At 47.3% G+C, this 16,758-nt stretch carries 10 protein-coding genes; 2 read left to right on the top strand and 8 right to left on the bottom strand.

Annotation, left to right across the window (positions count from 1 at the left end; translation table 11 throughout):
• Window positions 1-8: 8 nt before the first annotated feature.
• From HQN60_RS08480 to HQN60_RS08465, 4 genes are all read right to left on the bottom strand, one after another.
• Window positions 9-1,151, bottom strand: a complete 1,143-nt coding sequence (locus HQN60_RS08480; protein ID WP_173533237.1) for an HD-GYP domain-containing protein — start codon at window positions 1,149-1,151, stop codon at window positions 9-11.
• Window positions 1,148-4,138 carry an ATP-binding protein gene (locus HQN60_RS08475; RefSeq protein WP_173533236.1) on the bottom strand — a complete coding sequence of 997 codons (2,991 nt, stop codon included), beginning with the start codon at window positions 4,136-4,138 and terminating at the stop codon, window positions 1,148-1,150. The genes HQN60_RS08480 and HQN60_RS08475 overlap by 4 nt, the downstream gene beginning before the upstream one ends.
• Window positions 4,135-5,280 (bottom strand): FIST signal transduction protein, encoded by a 1,146-nt coding sequence (locus HQN60_RS08470; protein ID WP_173533235.1) that lies wholly within the window; start codon window positions 5,278-5,280, stop codon window positions 4,135-4,137. Before HQN60_RS08470 ends, HQN60_RS08475 begins: the two co-directional genes overlap by 4 nt.
• A 203-nt stretch (window positions 5,281-5,483) precedes the next feature.
• On the bottom strand, window positions 5,484-6,704 hold the full coding sequence (locus tag HQN60_RS08465; RefSeq protein WP_173533234.1) for a multifunctional CCA addition/repair protein: 1,221 nt from the start codon (window positions 6,702-6,704) through the stop codon (window positions 5,484-5,486).
• Between the two features lie 93 nt (window positions 6,705-6,797).
• On the opposite strand from HQN60_RS08465, the gene cysK reads away from it, so the two are divergent.
• The gene (gene cysK, locus HQN60_RS08460) at window positions 6,798-7,730 is read left to right on the top strand and encodes a cysteine synthase A (protein WP_173533233.1); all 933 of its coding nucleotides are present in this window, start codon (window positions 6,798-6,800) and stop codon (window positions 7,728-7,730) included.
• 403 nt (window positions 7,731-8,133) lie between these two features.
• Here cysK and HQN60_RS08455 read toward each other — a convergent pair whose 3' ends face one another.
• The 3 genes from HQN60_RS08455 to HQN60_RS08445 all read right to left on the bottom strand — a co-directional run bounded on the left by HQN60_RS08455 (window position 8,134) and on the right by HQN60_RS08445 (window position 13,796).
• On the bottom strand, window positions 8,134-10,323 hold the full coding sequence (locus tag HQN60_RS08455; protein ID WP_173533232.1) for a PAS domain-containing protein: 2,190 nt from the start codon (window positions 10,321-10,323) through the stop codon (window positions 8,134-8,136).
• A 157-nt stretch (window positions 10,324-10,480) separates the two neighbouring features.
• Complete coding sequence (gene ilvA, locus HQN60_RS08450; RefSeq protein ID WP_173533231.1) at window positions 10,481-12,007, bottom strand: threonine ammonia-lyase, biosynthetic; 1,527 nt, start codon at window positions 12,005-12,007, stop codon at window positions 10,481-10,483.
• Window positions 12,008-12,224: 217 nt separating this feature from the next.
• Window positions 12,225-13,796 carry a response regulator gene (locus HQN60_RS08445; protein ID WP_173533230.1) on the bottom strand — a complete coding sequence of 524 codons (1,572 nt, stop codon included), beginning with the start codon at window positions 13,794-13,796 and terminating at the stop codon, window positions 12,225-12,227.
• Window positions 13,797-14,085: 289 nt separating this feature from the next.
• Here HQN60_RS08445 and hslU point away from each other — a divergent pair, with 289 nt between their 5' ends.
• The gene (hslU, locus tag HQN60_RS08440) at window positions 14,086-15,408 is read left to right on the top strand and encodes an ATP-dependent protease ATPase subunit HslU (RefSeq protein ID WP_173533229.1); all 1,323 of its coding nucleotides are present in this window, start codon (window positions 14,086-14,088) and stop codon (window positions 15,406-15,408) included.
• A gap of 235 nt (window positions 15,409-15,643) precedes the next feature.
• Here the strand turns inward: hslU and HQN60_RS08435 are convergent, their stop codons facing one another.
• A complete protein-coding gene (locus HQN60_RS08435; protein WP_217390073.1) occupies window positions 15,644-16,696 on the bottom strand; it encodes an autotransporter domain-containing protein in 1,053 nt (350 codons plus the stop codon).
• Window positions 16,697-16,758: the final 62 nt, after the last annotated feature.

Below are 16,758 nucleotides of genomic sequence, written 5' to 3'. Positions count from 1 at the left end.
ATGACTAATTAATGATTCGCCGAGCAAGCCATATCGTTAATATCTTCATCATTTGGATCGGCATATTCTTCGGCAATTTGTGCAAATCGATCGGCTAAAGTTTGAAACGCATCGACTAAATCAGGGTCAAAATGCTTGCCACGCCCTTCAATAATGATATTCATCGCCATTTCATGTGAAAATGGCGGCTTATATACCCGCCGACTACGCAATGCATCATACACATCGGCCAGCGCCATTAATCGAGCACTCACCGGGATTTCTTCGCCTTTCGCACCAAGAGGATAACCAGAACCATCCCATTTTTCTTGATGACCATAGGCAATTTCACGCGCATAGCGTAAAAATAAGCTTTCCCCTCCCAACATTCGTTCCACTTCTAAAATAATATTCCGGCCATATGTTGGATGATTTTTCATAATGCTAAATTCTTCCGGCGTTAAACGCGCCGGTTTATGCAAAATCGCATCCGGAATGCCGACTTTACCAATATCATGCAAAGGCGCTGATTTAGCCATCCATTCAATACTAATGCTATCGAGCTCACCTATAAATCGAGGGTGGTTCATCACCGCATTGGCCAATAAACGTACATATTCTTGCGTGCGTTTTAAATGCAGGCCAGTTTCTTCATCCCGCAATTCAGCCATCACCCCCATCGCCATAATAATGGCGTCCTGCATTTTATAAAGCTCTTGAGTACGCTGCGCAACGCGATCTTCTAATAATAAATTATGCTCTTGGATTGAGTTTTTTAAATCTTGCATTAACAAGATATTTCTAACTCGAATCAAAACAATCGCTGGACTTAATGGTTTGTGTAAATAATCTGCAGCTCCAACATTAAACCCATTAATTTCATCAACTTCTTGGGTTTTAGCCGTTAAAAAGATAACGGGAATATCTGCAGTTAATACATTATTTTTTAACCTGCGACATACCTCAAATCCATCCATCCCCGGCATCATGACATCCAGCAAAATTAAATCGGGGATCGGCAAACGCTCGGCTAAACGTAATGCTTGTTCACCATTATTCGCAATCCTAACTTTATAGGTATCTTTTAAAATAGCATTCAGTACCGTTAAATTATTTGGCGTATCATCAACCAGCAAAATAGTTTGTCGATAGTTAGTCAGTATTTCACTCATGACAAACCCCTTGCTAATTGAATTTCTTTTAACCACCTGGTCGCAGCAGAAAAATCAAAATCATTGGCAATCGCGCAACCCAGCCGATCAAGTAAACTCACATCCACGACATGCTCTAAATCATCGCGTAATTTATAATAAATCTCAACGGACTCGCCATCGCAGGCATCGAGTAATTCAAATAACTGCTCGATTAACAGCTCAGCTTCGGCTGAATTTGATACCACCGCCAGATTACTCACCGCGGACTCGCTATAGGCTGTTGAAACCATTTCAATCATTCTATCGAGCTCTAAACAAAATGCCGTTGCATTTTTAGTAGTTGCTTTGGGATCTTGCTTTAGATTATTTTCGAGTGCAATCGTCGCCTCAAGGAGTGAATGCATGCCTAAAGTACCCGCAACGCCTTTCATTGAATGAACAAATAACGTAGCACCCCTTAAATCTTTTTTAAGTAAGTGCGTTAATGTTTCACTGCCATTTTTATATTCATGTAAAAATTGTTTAAACAGTTGGGTATATAATTTTTTATCCCCCATAAACCGCTGCAATAATTCTTGCGTATTGATCCCTGGAAATTGAATGAGATGATCTTCATTAAAATGTTGCTGAATCACTTCAATATCATCAAGAATAATATTTTGCGTTGCCGCCCACTTAATTACGGTGGCAAATAAAACATCGGGGCGAATCGGCTTGGTAATATAATCATTCATGCCATTTTCTAGACAGCGCTGCCGCTCATCGGACATTGCATGCGCCGTCATCGCAATAATGGGTAAATCGACAAAACGTGGATCACTACGAATTAATTGCGTCGTTTGATGCCCATCTAGCACCGGCATTTGTAAATCCATAAAAATAAAATCACACGGCAATGGATCAATCGATAACCAGCCTAAAGCTTCGCCACCATGCTGAGCCAATAACACGCTAGCGCCGGCACCGGTGAGTAATTCCTGTGCAACCTGCTGATTTAATGGATTATCTTCAACCAATAAAATACGTACCCCATTCAGATTTTTTCGATTTTGGGTTGGATTATCCACCTCAATATCAACCGAGGCACAGGCCAGCCATGCCGTAAAATGAAAAGTACTGCCAAGATTGACTTGGCTTTCAACCCAAAGCTCGCCCTCCATCATTTCAACTAAGCTTTTGCAAATCGATAAACCCAGCCCTGTTCCACCAAACTTTCGGGTTGTTGAACTATCGGCTTGAGAAAATGGCTTAAATAAACTACTCATTTGAATCGGAGTCAGGCCAATACCACTATCTTGTACTGCAATATGCAAGCGAACTTTATTTTCTAATTGTGCGACGACTTCCACAGATACTTTAATTTTACCTTCTTTCGTAAACTTAATGGCATTACTCACCAAATTATTGAGAATTTGCCCTATCCGAAGTGGGTCACCTAATAAAGTAGACGGGCAATCTTGCGCAAGAATTATTTCTAATTCAAGTTTCTTTTCCTCGGCTTTTATTTCATGCAAAGAACGAACTTGATTTAATACCTGATCAAATCTAAATGGAATGGTTTCCATCCCTAAGCGATCGGCTTCAATTTTTGAAAAATCCAAAATATCATTCAAAATATGCAGCAATGATTCTGCAGCCAAACTAATTTTGCTTAAATAATCTCTTTGCTTATTATTTAACTCAGTCTGTAATGTGAGATGCGTCATACCAATAATGGCATTCATTGGCGTACGAATTTCATGACTCATATTGGCTAAAAAATCACTTTTTAAGCGATTTGCCTGATCGGCCGCTTCTTTGGCATTAATGAGTTCGGTTTCTACGGCTTTTCTTAATTCGATATTGTCATAAACGGCCACAAAGTGCGTAATTTCTCCGCTTTGCTCTCGAATCGGAGAAATAGAGACGGACATCCAAATCAAAGAGCCATCTTTACAAATATTACGTAAATCTTTATGCCACTCTTGGCCTTGTAATACTTGCTGCAAAATTTTATTGTGCGCCACAGGGTTAGGCACGCCACCACCGAGTACATCGACCGGACTTCTGCCCAGCATTTCTGCGCTCGTAAAGCCAAAGGTTTGCTCAAATTTTGGATTGGCGTACTCAATCAATCCTTGCAAGTTGGTAATTAAAACTGGATTGGGGCTGGCTTCGATGGCGGCAGAAAGTTGCCGTACTTGCTGTGCAGCCTGTTTTTGCTCGGTGATATCAAACAATATCCCATCTAAATACTGCACCTGACCCTGCGTATCGCGCAACACTTGGCCACGCTCATAAACCCAATGCAAAACACCTTGTGCATCATGAATTCGATATTCAACGCTATAACGCTCGCCGCCCGCGACGGCCGTAGCAATGGCTCGATCGAGCAGCACCATATCATCGACCATGATGAGGGTGTGATAACTCAGCTGTGGTGATGAAGTTAGAAATAAATTCGGGGTATAGCCCGAGAGCACTTCAATTTCCTTGTCGATATACTGCATACCCCAAGGCTTAGCGATCTCTCGGCGAAATACCACGCCCGGAATATTATTCACTAGCGTTTGAAATTGTGCTGCTTGTGCTTGTAAAGCCAGCTCGGCTTGTTGGCGCGCATCAACCAGCTGCCCCATCAAAATCGATAATTGCTCTAAATCTGCCGTCGCATTATTTACCACCGGCAGACCCAAGCTCATTTGTAGCTGGCACGCGGTTTGCCATAAAGCATCTATTGCTCTTTGTCTGGTTTCACTTTCGAGCCGCAAAGTATCATTACTGCGGGTTAATTCATCCGAGCTAATTTGTAGGCTACGCGAACTCAATGCCAAATCACGTTCGGACTGCTGATAAGCTTCATCAATCACAGTCAATAAACGCCGAAAATTTGCCCCTAAACCCAGACAAGGAAATTCAGGGTGTGCTGCAATATATTCTTCGATTGCGCACAGCTGAGCCTCAGACATTGCTTCATCGGCCCACGCCAAATGGCGTTTTAACTGACGAGCAAGCATTCGATTCATACTTGCGGCTCACTCAATGTCGTAATCGTCATGGTCTGATTGTGTAATTTGCACTCAGTTGAGCTCACAAACGGACTGATTTCGCCATAGGAATAAAAGCCAGCGAGTGTGACATGCTGACCAAACACATCGGCAACCGCTTCAACTTCTTCATCAACTCGGCTCCCCATCACCAGTTTTCGCCCCACACAGCTGACCAATAAGCCCAAACTTTGATCGGCTGGCGTCACCAGCATTTGTGCGGCATGGGCGGCAGCTTCTGCGCCTTCAATCAGTGCGTCATTACTGGCGTGCATCAGCCGTAAATAACCATCCGCCACAATATCGCCCGCCAATATCAAGCTGCCATCGTCTTCATTCACGCCCAAGATAGTCCGCACGACCCCCATTGCCTGATGATCTTGCCCGAGCATTTCAAATGGAAACAGCAAGCCCGATGACGGCAATTGAGCGGCGTATTCACCGAGGTAATTCTTATACACATCCAGCGCCTGCTCGCCATCAAGCTCAAACAGCACATTGCCCACGCTGCGCGTAACGCGCCGAGCAGGACCAAAGGGTTGCCAGCCACCAAACGAGCCATGCCCCACCGCAATCTCCGGCGGGATCGCCATGGCAACGATGCTATTACTGGCAATGCCTTCGTTGCTGAGCACCAAGGTTTGGCTAAATGCGGTGCCATCCCCAGCGAGCCCGCCCATGACCGGTACCTTGGCAGTTAAATTTGCAATCAAGCCTTGCACCAAGGCGCTGCCATTAATATCCGCCCCTTGGCCCAGTACCAGTACCCCGCCCAGTGGATGCTGATTGAGGGCATCAGCCAAACGCCGCCCTGCGGCCTCACTATCGGCCATTCCTGCCAAGGGTGTGATCGCACAAAAAGGAATCCCTGCCCGCCAATGTACCGCCGTGATCACGCAGCAATCATCATCTACGCCGTCATTGGCAATCTCACCGGCAGTGGAACAGCCCAATAAGGCCGCTGTTGGAAAATGCTGACGCAATTGATTAAACCATTGCGTATCAGTCAATAAGGCTCGACTGGCAAAAACCAGTAAGAAATGAGGATCAATCTGACTTATATTTGCTATTTTTCCCTCTAAATCCTTAATATTACTGACTTTAATCTGAGCCACTTTCATGATATTGCCTCGCAACATGGATAATTCAGCTTAGCAAAGGCATTTTTTTTCGCCGAAAAAAAAGCACTCTCTAGCGAGAGTGCGGTCTATAGCGACTAAATAAGTCTTAATAAATACTGACAATCAAAACTCAAACCATCACACACACGATATAAACCCAAGCCATAAACCGGCATGCAAATTTAAAATCAGCCGCTAACAATTCAACGAAGTATTGCTAGCTTAGCTTGGGCAATCGCGGCAATTCTGGCCGCTTGTACAGCCTTGGCGATCTGTTGCGGCTGCGAACATTGCGCCGCAATTGCCCCTGCATCCACCGCGGCGACCACATCACGCAAATGCAACAAAAAGACCTGCTGCGGGTAGTCACACTGCTCAAACTGCCAGCGACCACGCGCATCGGCCAAACACGCATCAAGCAATTGCTTAAATCGCTCGGGCCGACGCAAAGCATCGCAGCGCATGAATAAAGCACACAGCGTTTCGGGGCGTAATTGCTCGGCGGTATGCACCAAGGTATGTTCGCGGCAGACTAAAACGGCCAATTCTTTACATTCAGTTGGCACTCGCAAGCGCTGACACAGCCGCTCTACCAGCGGCACGCCGCGTGCTTCATGGCCGATATGGCGCGGCAAGACATCGGCCGGCGTTACGGCCTTGCCCAAGTCGTGACACAGCGCGGCAAAGCGCGTTGCCAGTGGCCAGCCTTGCGCGGCGCAATAGTCCAGCACCAGCATGACATGCACGCCGGTATCGACTTCTGGATGGTAATCGGCACGCTGCGGCACGCCCCATAGCGCATCAATCTCTGGCGCGATTTTGGCTAAAGCGCCACATTCGCGCAAAATGGCAAACATTAAGCTGGGCTGCGCTTCCATTAAGCCTTTGGCCATTTCCTGCCAAACACGTTCAGGGACTAAATGATCGACTTCACCGTCGATGACCATTTGCCGCATCAAAGTCATGGTTTCTGGTGCTACTGCAAAACCAAAGCGCGCGGCAAAGCGTGCCAAGCGTAAAATTCGCACGGGGTCTTCGGCAAAAGCCGGTGAAACATGGCGTAATACTTTCGCGGCTAAATCGTCCTGCCCAGCGTAGGGATCGATCAAGTTGCCCTGCTCGTCCTCGGCAATAGCATTGATGGTTAAATCACGGCGCAGCAGGTCTTCTTCTAAAGTAACATCGGGGCTAGCCTGCACTTCAAAGCCGGTATAGCCATGGCCGCTTTTACGCTCAAGGCGTGCCAGCGCATACTCTTGATGTGTGTTAGGGTGCAAAAACACAGGGAAGTCTTTTCCTACCGCTTGATAGCCCAAATCGAGCATCGCTTGTGGCGTACTACCCACCACCACCCAATCAATGTCTTTGACTGGCAAACCCAATAAACGATCACGAACAGCGCCGCCAACACGGTATATCTGCATTGCTTCTTTCCTTAGGCAAAAAAGTGCTTTTAACTGTGCACATAATACCGTCTACAATCTGCAGATTGCCGTTTAATTTTAGCTGGAGCTGCTATGAAGATCGCGAATAATGTTACTGAACTGATCGGCCACACCCCATTGGTGAAACTCAACCGCATTACCGAAGGCTGCTTAGCCACCTTGGTGGCCAAGTTGGAATACATGAATCCATCGCACTCGGTTAAAGATCGGATTGCCGTGAGCATGATCGATGCGGCCGAAAAGGCTGGCCTCATCCACGCCGATACGGTGATTGTTGAGCCTACCTCGGGCAATACGGGGATTGGTTTGGCGATGGTATGCGCTGCGCGCGGTTATAAATTGGTATTAACCATGCCAGAAACCATGTCTAAAGAGCGCCGTGCCTTATTACGCGGCTATGGTGCGGAGCTGATTTTAACGCCGGGACCGGATGGCATGGGCGGCGCGATTGCTAAAGCTAAAGCGCTCACCGAAGAAAACGCCAATTACTTAATGCCACAGCAGTTTGAAAACCCAGCTAATCCAGAAATTCATCGCCAAACCACGGCGATTGAATTATGGGAAGACACCGATGGGCAAATTGATATCTTGGTCGCTGGCGTAGGCACCGGTGGCACGATTACTGGCGTTACCGAAGTGCTTAAAGCCAAAAAACCGTCGTTTCAAGCGATTGCGATTGAGCCAGAAGCCAGCCCAGTGTTGTCTGGCGGCGCCAAAGGCCCACATCCGATTCAAGGCATTGGCGCAGGCTTTGTGCCTAAAGTGCTCAATACCGAGATTTACGACGAAGTGATTGGCGTGAGTAATGACGATGCCTTTGCCACTGCCCGCTTAATGGCAACACAAGAAGGCATTTTGTGCGGTATTTCAGCCGGTGCGGCAGTCTGGGCAGCGCTACAAGTAGCCAAACGCCCAGAAAACGCTGGCAAGCTGATTGCGATTATTATCCCGTCGTTTGGCGAGCGCTATTTATCCACCAAACTGTTTGAAGGTCTGGCCGACTAAGCTCGGTTAAGTCGCCAACAACATGGCCCGCCCAGCACGACGCGGGTTCAGTGATGACTGGAGCTCGGTCTGGGAGTTTGTGCAAACGACGTGTTAAAGTTTTTAAGAACCTGCGGCAGCACCGTTTACAGTCGCAGTCAGTGGCTGAACCCTCTTTTCTTTGTCTCGCCAAAGAAAAGAGGGGAAAAGAAAGGCGATTTTGATCTCGCCCAGCTCCGCTGTTCCCTCGATCGATTTTGAGCCAAACGATATAACTGTTTGTCTCTGACTCACTCGGTGCGCTTGGACGAGTTTTTAAGCCCCAGACCAACCAGCGCGGCACAGCATCAAATTTCTGCACAATCTACAAACCATAGGTATAACTTGCAAAGCTAAGCCAAATAAAGCCTAGAAAGTTATACCCCTAAAACCCAAACACTCTCGCCTCTTCATCTTGCCAATTACTAATATCACGAAACACCAAAACAGCCCCCAAAGTGCCGTGCGCTTCGTCTCGAATTCGCGCAGCGCTTTCTTCAATATAAAAATGCAGGCCAAGTTTATTGAGTAAAATACTGCGCCGTGCGCTCTGGCCTGGGGTTGAATTTTGCAAAGCCAATGCTGCTAAGCCCGCCAGCGGCAAGCGCGTTTTGGTGTCGATGGTTTGGTAAACCGAACTTAAATATTGCCCTTGCGCCATTTCTGGCTCCCAGCCCAATAAGGCGGAGGCCACAGGGTTTAGATAATAAATCCGGCCGTTTAAATCCGTCGTTACCACCCCATCAACAATCGAAGCCAAGGTTGCTTGGGCGCGCTGTTGTTCAGCCAAGAGCGCCGCTTGCGCCAAGCGAATCGCCGTCACATTGCGGCCCACACCACGGTAACCGATAAATTCACCGTTATGGTCAAACACGGGCCGACCTGAAACGCTTAAATACAGCGACTGCTGATTCAATTCGGTTTGATACTCAAAATCACGATACGCTTGTTGCGATGCCAGCACCGCGCGATGCGCCGCCCACTGCGCCGCCGATAAACCGCCTTGGCCCAACTCCCAGCGACATTTGCCAATAAACAGCGCTGGGTTAATGTCTAAATCAGTAAAAAACCCGCCCGATACCGCAGTAAATCGCCCTTCACGGTCTTGTTCCCAAAACCAGTCATTGGAAATATCCACCATCATGCTTAAGCGCTCAACTTGCTCACGCAAGGATTTAATCGTGGCTGAACTGGCGCTAATATCTCGCGCTTGCATCACCGTACCAATCCACTGCAAGCGATCATCACGCAAGGGCTTGAGCATCAGTTCGTACTGCCGCATTTGTTCGTCGCGATCAATATGGCTCACCATCAGTTGCTGCGGCATGCTTAATCGCCCTAATTCAGCAGCATCAAATACCGCATCAATGCTGCCAAGCAAACTACGGTCATGCTGAGCCAAGCGCAACTCGGCGACGGCATTGGCGTAAGTAATTTGCCCGCGTGCATCACGCAATATCAAAGGGTCACTCACCGCTTCAAGTAATGTACGCGTTGGTAGCTCCGGAGTTAAACGCAAACTTTGCTTGTCGACGTTGTCATCCATGGCTGGCTGCGGCATGCGAGTGCGACGCTGTAATAAGCTGGCCAACAACAAACTAAACACCAAGCCCAAAACCGCCAACCACGTCATGAACTGCATTTGCTGCAAACTGATGGCACTGACGATGGGTTGAAATTCAAACCGCCATTGCCGCCCCAAAACATTCTGCGGCACCAATGACCAGGACTCACTCACTTCTGGCTTAAATTGACTCGAGGTATAACGTATTTTTGCCGCGGCCTTTGTTCGCCCCACGGCATCAATGAGCCCCTGATCCACGACGCGAAAAGCCAAGCCCGCCGCGCCAGCCAAGCGCTCTAGCCCAGCAAAAAAAGGTTTGCTGGGTAGTAAAACAATGGCGCTGCCCAAGTAATTACTCGCTCTTAATGCAGGCGTGCTCGGATTAAATAAACTGCGATAAATCGGTAAATAAATCACCAACGACTCAGTACGCACCAAGCTAGCAGTAAAGCCATCACTCATCCACGGCTGACCATTGCTTTTGGCACGCTCTAAAGCGCGTTTCAGCGCCGCATCATGGGCCAAATTAAAACCCAACCACTGCGCAGTCGTACTATTGAGTGGGCTGAGCATATCCACAATCTGTAAGGCTTCTTTTTGCTGCGGGCTAGCGACATCAAATACCGAATAAAACTCAGTCGCAAAGCGAGTATCGCTGCGATTTTGCTCAATATATTGGCGCAAAAAGTCCGCCGAGACCGGACGCACAAAGCCCATCGCCAGCACGCCTGTGCTGATTTTTCGGGATTGACTTTGTAATTGCAATTGGCTGAATTGCTCGGGGGAAAGTTGATTTTGCGCGATAAAAGCCGCTTGAATGAGCTGCAAATCGGACTGGGCCAATATTAATTGCGTCCGAAAATGCGCTATTAACTGATCTTGGCTTTGTTGCCAGCGACCACGCGCCGAATCAATGGCCTGCCAATAATACAAGCTGATGCTCGCTAGCGTGAACAGCAAGCCAAGCAATAGCGTCACAATAAAAACTGTGTATTTTTTTAGCTCAAACATAACACTCTATTGATTAGGCAATGATAATGCTTTGCGCTGAGCGCAAAATAAACATGCCACTATAAAGTGATATCGTTACAAAAGAACAGCGTCATAAAAAAATGGCAGGTGCCAAACAACACCTGCCATCAAAATAACAAAAATAGTCAGATTAAAATCAACTCGCGGCTTCGGTACCCAAAAATAATTGGTATGCCAAATTATGCGTCTCTAACCAATACGGATAAGCCAAACGCGTTAGGAAGGCATTAAATTCGGCATCATCACTTGGCGGCACCTGAATCCCAACCAATACTCGACCATAATCCGCGCCATGATTACGATAATGAAATAAAGAAATATTCCAGTTGTCGCTCATACCATTTAAAAAATTCAACAAAGCGCCAGGGCGTTCTGGAAACTCAAAGCGAATTAAACGCTCATTCACCGCTTGCGGCGCATGCCCACCGACTAAATGGCGAATATGCAATTTAGCCAATTCATTGTCAGTTAAATCCACCGCGGCCAATTCATGGCTTGCTAAGGTGGCAATTAAATCCACCACTTCGGAGCGATGCTGAATCGACAAGCCAACAAACACATGCGCTTCGCTTTCTTTGGCATAGCGATAATTAAACTCAGTGACATTACGCGCGCCAATCAAGCTGCAGAAGGTGCGGAAACTACCCGGTTTTTCCGGCACCGTAACCACCATAATCGCTTCGCGCTGCTCACCCATTTCGGCTTGCTCTGCAACATAGCGCAAACGGTCAAAATTCATATTGGCACCAGAAGCAATCGCCACAAAAGTTTTATCTTGAGCGCCTTCTCGTGCCGCCCACGCCTTCATCCCCGCAATGGCCAATGCGCCGGCAGGCTCTAAAATCGAGCGATTGTCTTCAAACACGTCTTTAATCGCCGCACACATCGCGTCGGTATCAACCAAGATCACATCATCAACAAATTCTTGTGATAAGCGGAATGTTTCTTCGCCCACTTGCTTGACCGCAACGCCGTCAGCAAAAATACCCACTTGCGGCAAAGTAATACGCTCGCCCAATTTAAGCGATAAATACATCGCATTGGCATCAGTAGGCTCAACGCCAATAACTTTAACTTCTGGACGCAAACGTTTGATATATGCCGCCATACCCGCCAGCAAGCCACCACCACCCACCGGAATAAACACCGCGTCAATCGGATCAGGATGTTGGCGTAAGATTTCCATCGCCACTGTGCCCTGCCCAGCAATCACATCGGGATCATCATAAGGATGCACAAAAGTGGCTCCCGATTGCGCCGCTAGTTTCATCGCGTGTTCGTAGCAATCAGAATAAGAATCACCAATCAGCACCACTTCAGCACCTCGGCGCGTAACTGCGTCCACCTTAATGCGCGGCGCAGTGGCTGGCATCACAATCGTTGCGCGGCATTTTAAATATTGCGCGGCCATCGCCACACCTTGCGCGTGATTGCCCGCCGAGGCGGCAATCACACCACGCTCTAAATCCGCGCGTGATAACTGCACCATTTTGTTATACGCGCCACGAATTTTAAACGAGAACACTGGCTGCATATCTTCGCGCTTGAAATACACCGTATTTCCAATACGACGAGATAAATTCGGAGCGTGCTCTAGCGGCGATTCAATCGCAACATCGTATACACGGGCTGAGAGTGTTCGTTCGAGGTAGTCTTTATTCATTGGCGCATGACCTTGGTTTAATCCATTGATTGACTCAGTGACGCGGACAAAATGTTAACGCAAAGCGTTGCTCAGACCGTAGCCTACGACGAGAGAACAACGCCAAAAAACATTTTGCTTCACGACTTAATCCAGCAATCGATTGCTAACGGCAAAAAAAGGGGCGATTTATTACAATCGCCCATTCTAACCGTAAAAGTCACGCCTTACGCATAGATTAGTCAGCGTAATCTCGATAAGACATTCTGATTTCTTCAATTTTTGGTAAGCAACGGAAAAACGCATCCACCACCTGCGGATCAAAATGTTTACCCGATCCGGCTTTAATTTCATCCAACACCCGCTCACGCGACCATGGTGGTTTGTAGCAACGTGAATGCGCCAGCGCATCATACACATCGGCCAAAGCAATAATTCGCCCAGCAATATGAATCTGCTCACCCACCAATTGCTGCGGATAACCACTGCCATCCCATTTTTCATGATGCTGGTGGGCAATGACGGCCGCCATTTTTAAAATCCGTGGTTTAGACGCTTTGAGCATTTCATAACCGAGCTGCGCATGTGTATTCATCACCGCCCGCTCTTCGGCATCTAAAACGCCGGGTTTATTGAGCACCAAATCCGGAATCCCGACTTTGCCAATATCGTGCAAGGGGCTGGCGATGCGAATAATCTCGGCCTCTTCTTCACTCAGGCCCAGCTCAATGGCCAGCGCATAAGAAAACTCAGCCATACGGTGAATGTGTTTGCCGGTATCTTTGGAGCGATTTTCGATCACTTCTGACAGCTGATAAATAATGCTGCGCTGCGTTTCTTCGATCTCTTTATTGAGCATCAAGTTTTCATACGCAATCGCGACATTTTTACAAAACATATCGATTAAATTGGAATCAGGATGCGACAGCGCCACCGGACCATCAATAATCAGTAAATTCACCGAGCCATAAGGTGCTTGAAAAAAACCAATGAAATGGTCTGTCGCAAAAATGCTATGTCGCTGCGCCAGTGCTTCGTCAATCGATGGTTTTAAGCGACTTAATTCGGCATCAGCCAAGGTCTGCCCACAAAAAGCCTGATAACCACCTGTGGCATACATAATGGTTAAATCATCGCTTTGCGATAAAGCCGCCAGCCCACCCGTCACCACCACATACAACGCGTCTTGTTCAAAAAACAATAATGACTGCAATTGCTCAAGCACGCCTTGCGCGAACTTAATCACCGATTGCTGCTTAAAGATCGTCGTCGACGCATCGACGACTTTAATCAAGCCACGACGATTGGCATCCAATTGCCGGCGTTGATGTTCAATCAACATAATGTCGTTATACGAGCGCAATGTGCCTAGCACCGCCGTATACAATTTATCGCGAGTCAGCTCGGTTTTGGCTTTGTAATCATTAATGTCGTAGTTTTCAATGACGTGTCGTTCTGGTGCAACACCGGGCTGGCCGGTGCGTAAAATAATGCGAATATGGTGATTGTGTAGTTTTTCGCGAATATCTCTCGCCACATTTAAACCGGCGTCTTCTGACTCCATCACCACATCGAGCAACACCAAGGCGATATCGTCCCGCGTATTGAGCATATCCAAGGCTTCTGCGCCGGAATAACACGACAATAAATTAAGCGGTCGGTTTAAAAAATCAATATTAGATAAGGCCAATTTGGTCACATGATGAATATCGGGCTCATCATCCACCACCAGTACATTCCACGGCTCTATCTCCGCACGGAGCGATAAATCAGTATCTTCTTCGAGCCAATTTTCATCATCAATCATCATGCGCCCCTGTTAAACCGCATCGTGTGGTCGCCTCTTACAACACACGCAAAATTTTATACATTTAAATCATTGTGAAACAAGGATTCAAACAAGCAAACGTCATCTCCACGCAAGCCATATTTAGTAGATTAGTCAAAATTCAGGGAAATGCACGAGCTAATCACAGCCGAAAGCACATCGGTAATCGCAACAACAATTCCAGCGGCGTCGTCACCCGTCGCATTCAGACCTTTAAAAATTACCAAATGCCCTGATGTGATTCAAAACCGTATGAATTAAGGACGACGCAATGACTCAAATGACTCCACAAGAAATTGTTCACGAACTCGACAAGCACATCGTCGGCCAAGCTGCAGCCAAAAAAGCTGTTGCCATTGCGCTACGTAATCGCTGGCGTCGTCAGCAAGTGGCCGAGCCACTGCGCAGCGAAATCACGCCAAAAAATATTTTGATGATTGGCCCAACTGGCGTCGGTAAAACCGAAATCGCCCGCCGCTTGGCCAAATTATCTGATGCACCATTTATTAAAGTTGAAGCGACTAAATTCACCGAAGTCGGCTATGTCGGCAAAGATGTCGACAGCATCATCCGTGATTTAATCGAAATCGCCATCAAACAAGTTCGTGATCAAGCCATCAGCAAAAATCGCATCAAGGCCGAAGATGCCGCAGAGAACCGCGTACTGGATGTGCTGTTGCCACCTGCAACGCCAGCCTATGGCGAAGTCAATGCCAATGATGGCATGAGCGAAACGCGGCAAAAATTCCGAAAAATGCTGCGGGAAGGCAAATTTGACGACAAAGAAATCGAAATCCAAGTCGCCGCCACAGCACCGACAATGGAAGTCTTTGCGCCACCGGGAATGGAAGACTTTTCTAGCCAGATTCAAAATATGTTTAAAGGTGCAATGAGTGAAAAGACCAAGGCGCAAAAACTCAAAGTGCCTGATGCGCTCAAAGCATTGATCGACGAAGAAGCCGCCAAGCTGGTCAATGATGAAGACACCAAAGCCGAGGCGCTGCGCGCTGTTGAGCAAAATGGGATTGTGTTTATCGATGAAATCGACAAAGTAACCACTCGCTCCGAAGGGCAAGGCGGCGAAGTCTCTCGCCAAGGTGTACAGCGTGATTTGCTGCCGCTAGTGGAAGGCACCACCGTGACCACCAAATACGGCATGGTCAAAACTGACCATATTTTGTTTATCGCCTCTGGCGCGTTTCATTTGGCCAAACCATCGGACTTGATTCCAGAATTACAAGGCCGATTCCCAATTCGCGTTGAGCTCAATTCACTTACAGTGGACGATTTCGCCACCATTCTAACCGGCACTGATGCCTGCCTCGCCAAGCAATATCAAGCTTTGCTAGCGACTGAAGACGTTGAGCTGGTATACACCGAAGACGGCATTCGCAAACTGGCCCACATGGCGTGGCAAGTGAATGAAAGCACAGAAAACATCGGCGCGCGCCGTTTGTATACCGTGATGGAGCGTTTACTCGCCGATATTTCGTTTGACGCTAAACGCGGTACGGTGACCATTGATGCTGAATTTGTTAGCAGCAAACTTGCCAGCGTCGCCAGCAACGACGACCTTGCCCGCTTTATGCTTTAAATCGCAGCCAAACTGCTGGAATTTAAAACTTCAACTACCAAGGTATTGCCTTCTAGCAATTAATTTTAAATGCTTAGATGGCAATACCCAACAATCAAGCAATTAAAATCGGCCAACCGTAGGGTGGAATAAACGAAGTGCATTCCACCATAAGCTTCGCGACCAGGTGGAATGCGCGGTGCTTATTCCACCCTACAATGGCATTTTTTTTTATATTGGCTGAAAGCTAATCCCATCAAAAACTCATCGCAATACTCATCCCAGAGCCTGATACATTCGGGCCGAACATATAGCGCATTATAAAGCGGGTACGGGTTACAAACACGGGATGGGCGCTGCTATCAACTTCAAATCCCAGCCCCAAGGTGGATAAATAATCAAAGCCCAATACCCCAGCCTGATCGCCGTAATAATGTGAATGCGATGCTTCTAAAACATAACGCAGCGGACGGCTTAAAAAAGTCATGCCAGTGGGGGCGCGATAACGCGTCCATAGATTTGCGGTTTGCGAATTGGCACTGCCTGCTACCGCATCGTCAGTTTTAAACGTTTGCAAATGCACTTGCGATAGGCGCAGCTCTAAATCCACTTCATATTCGGGCTTAACCAGCTCGTAATCGAGCATCAAAGCGCCGCCTAAGCCATACACATTCATGCTGCCTTTATCAAAAAAATTAAACTCTTTACCGGTTTTATAATTAACCCACCAATTGGCGATTTTTAAATCACTCGCCACTGTGCCCAGTGAAAAATTAAAAATCGGTCGCAGCACCCAGTTTTCTGCAATCGGAAAATCCCAGCCGATACCGCCCGTACCGCTCAAAGAAGTCCATTTCAATGGGATAGCACGCTCTTCTTCACCATTGGTGGCGACAAATGTCGGGTCAAAACGGCTGCCAGCTAATGCGCCTTCCAAATACAAGGGCAACTCTTTGCTGATGGTGGCGCCGCCGCCCAATTGCGTCATCATTAATTTTTGATTTTCGCTTTGTGAGCCTTTAATCGACAAACTACTGGCGGCTAAATCCAAAATCACCGAATACGACATCAAAGACAACACCGCATTCGCGCTGCGCTGCACATTGCTATTGGGCAATAAATGCAGCTCTTTTTTATCCTTTGCCGACACCGCAGGCAGCCAGCTTAAACCGAGCAAAACAACCAACAGTAATTTTTTCATAAACAGATCGTTCTGTAGATATTGCAAAGAGATTTTCAGCATAGCATCAACGCTTGCCAGCCCAGTAAAGCCGTGCAAAGGCGCGGCATAAACACGACAAATTGTCATTATTTGGCCTCAACCAAACAAAAAAACCAAATATTGACCATCATCAAAAGCAGCTCATTATG

Origin of the sequence: Deefgea piscis (assembly GCF_013284055.1) — a bacterium.
Taxonomy (GTDB): Bacteria; Pseudomonadota; Gammaproteobacteria; order Burkholderiales; family Chitinibacteraceae; genus Deefgea; species Deefgea piscis.
The sequence above is the reverse complement of the archived record's forward strand: the minus strand, read 5'-3'. Positions and strand labels throughout refer to the sequence as shown.

Excerpts from the sequence above, each read along its gene's own strand:
- HQN60_RS08480 (WP_173533237.1), bottom strand. The coding sequence starts at position 1,151 with ATGAGTGAAATACTGACTAACTATCGACAAACTATTTTGCTGGTTGAT.
- HQN60_RS08475 (WP_173533236.1), bottom strand. The coding sequence starts at position 4,138 with ATGAATCGAATGCTTGCTCGTCAGTTAAAACGCCATTTGGCGTGGGCC.
- HQN60_RS08470 (WP_173533235.1), bottom strand. The coding sequence starts at position 5,280 with ATGAAAGTGGCTCAGATTAAAGTCAGTAATATTAAGGATTTAGAGGGA.
- HQN60_RS08465 (WP_173533234.1), bottom strand. The coding sequence starts at position 6,704 with ATGCAGATATACCGTGTTGGCGGCGCTGTTCGTGATCGTTTATTGGGT.
- cysK (WP_173533233.1), top strand. The coding sequence starts at position 6,798 with ATGAAGATCGCGAATAATGTTACTGAACTGATCGGCCACACCCCATTG.
- HQN60_RS08455 (WP_173533232.1), bottom strand. The coding sequence starts at position 10,323 with ATGTTTGAGCTAAAAAAATACACAGTTTTTATTGTGACGCTATTGCTT.
- ilvA (WP_173533231.1), bottom strand. The coding sequence starts at position 12,007 with ATGAATAAAGACTACCTCGAACGAACACTCTCAGCCCGTGTATACGAT.
- HQN60_RS08445 (WP_173533230.1), bottom strand. The coding sequence starts at position 13,796 with ATGATGATTGATGATGAAAATTGGCTCGAAGAAGATACTGATTTATCG.
- hslU (WP_173533229.1), top strand. The coding sequence starts at position 14,086 with ATGACTCAAATGACTCCACAAGAAATTGTTCACGAACTCGACAAGCAC.
- HQN60_RS08435 (WP_217390073.1), bottom strand. The coding sequence starts at position 16,696 with ATGACAATTTGTCGTGTTTATGCCGCGCCTTTGCACGGCTTTACTGGG.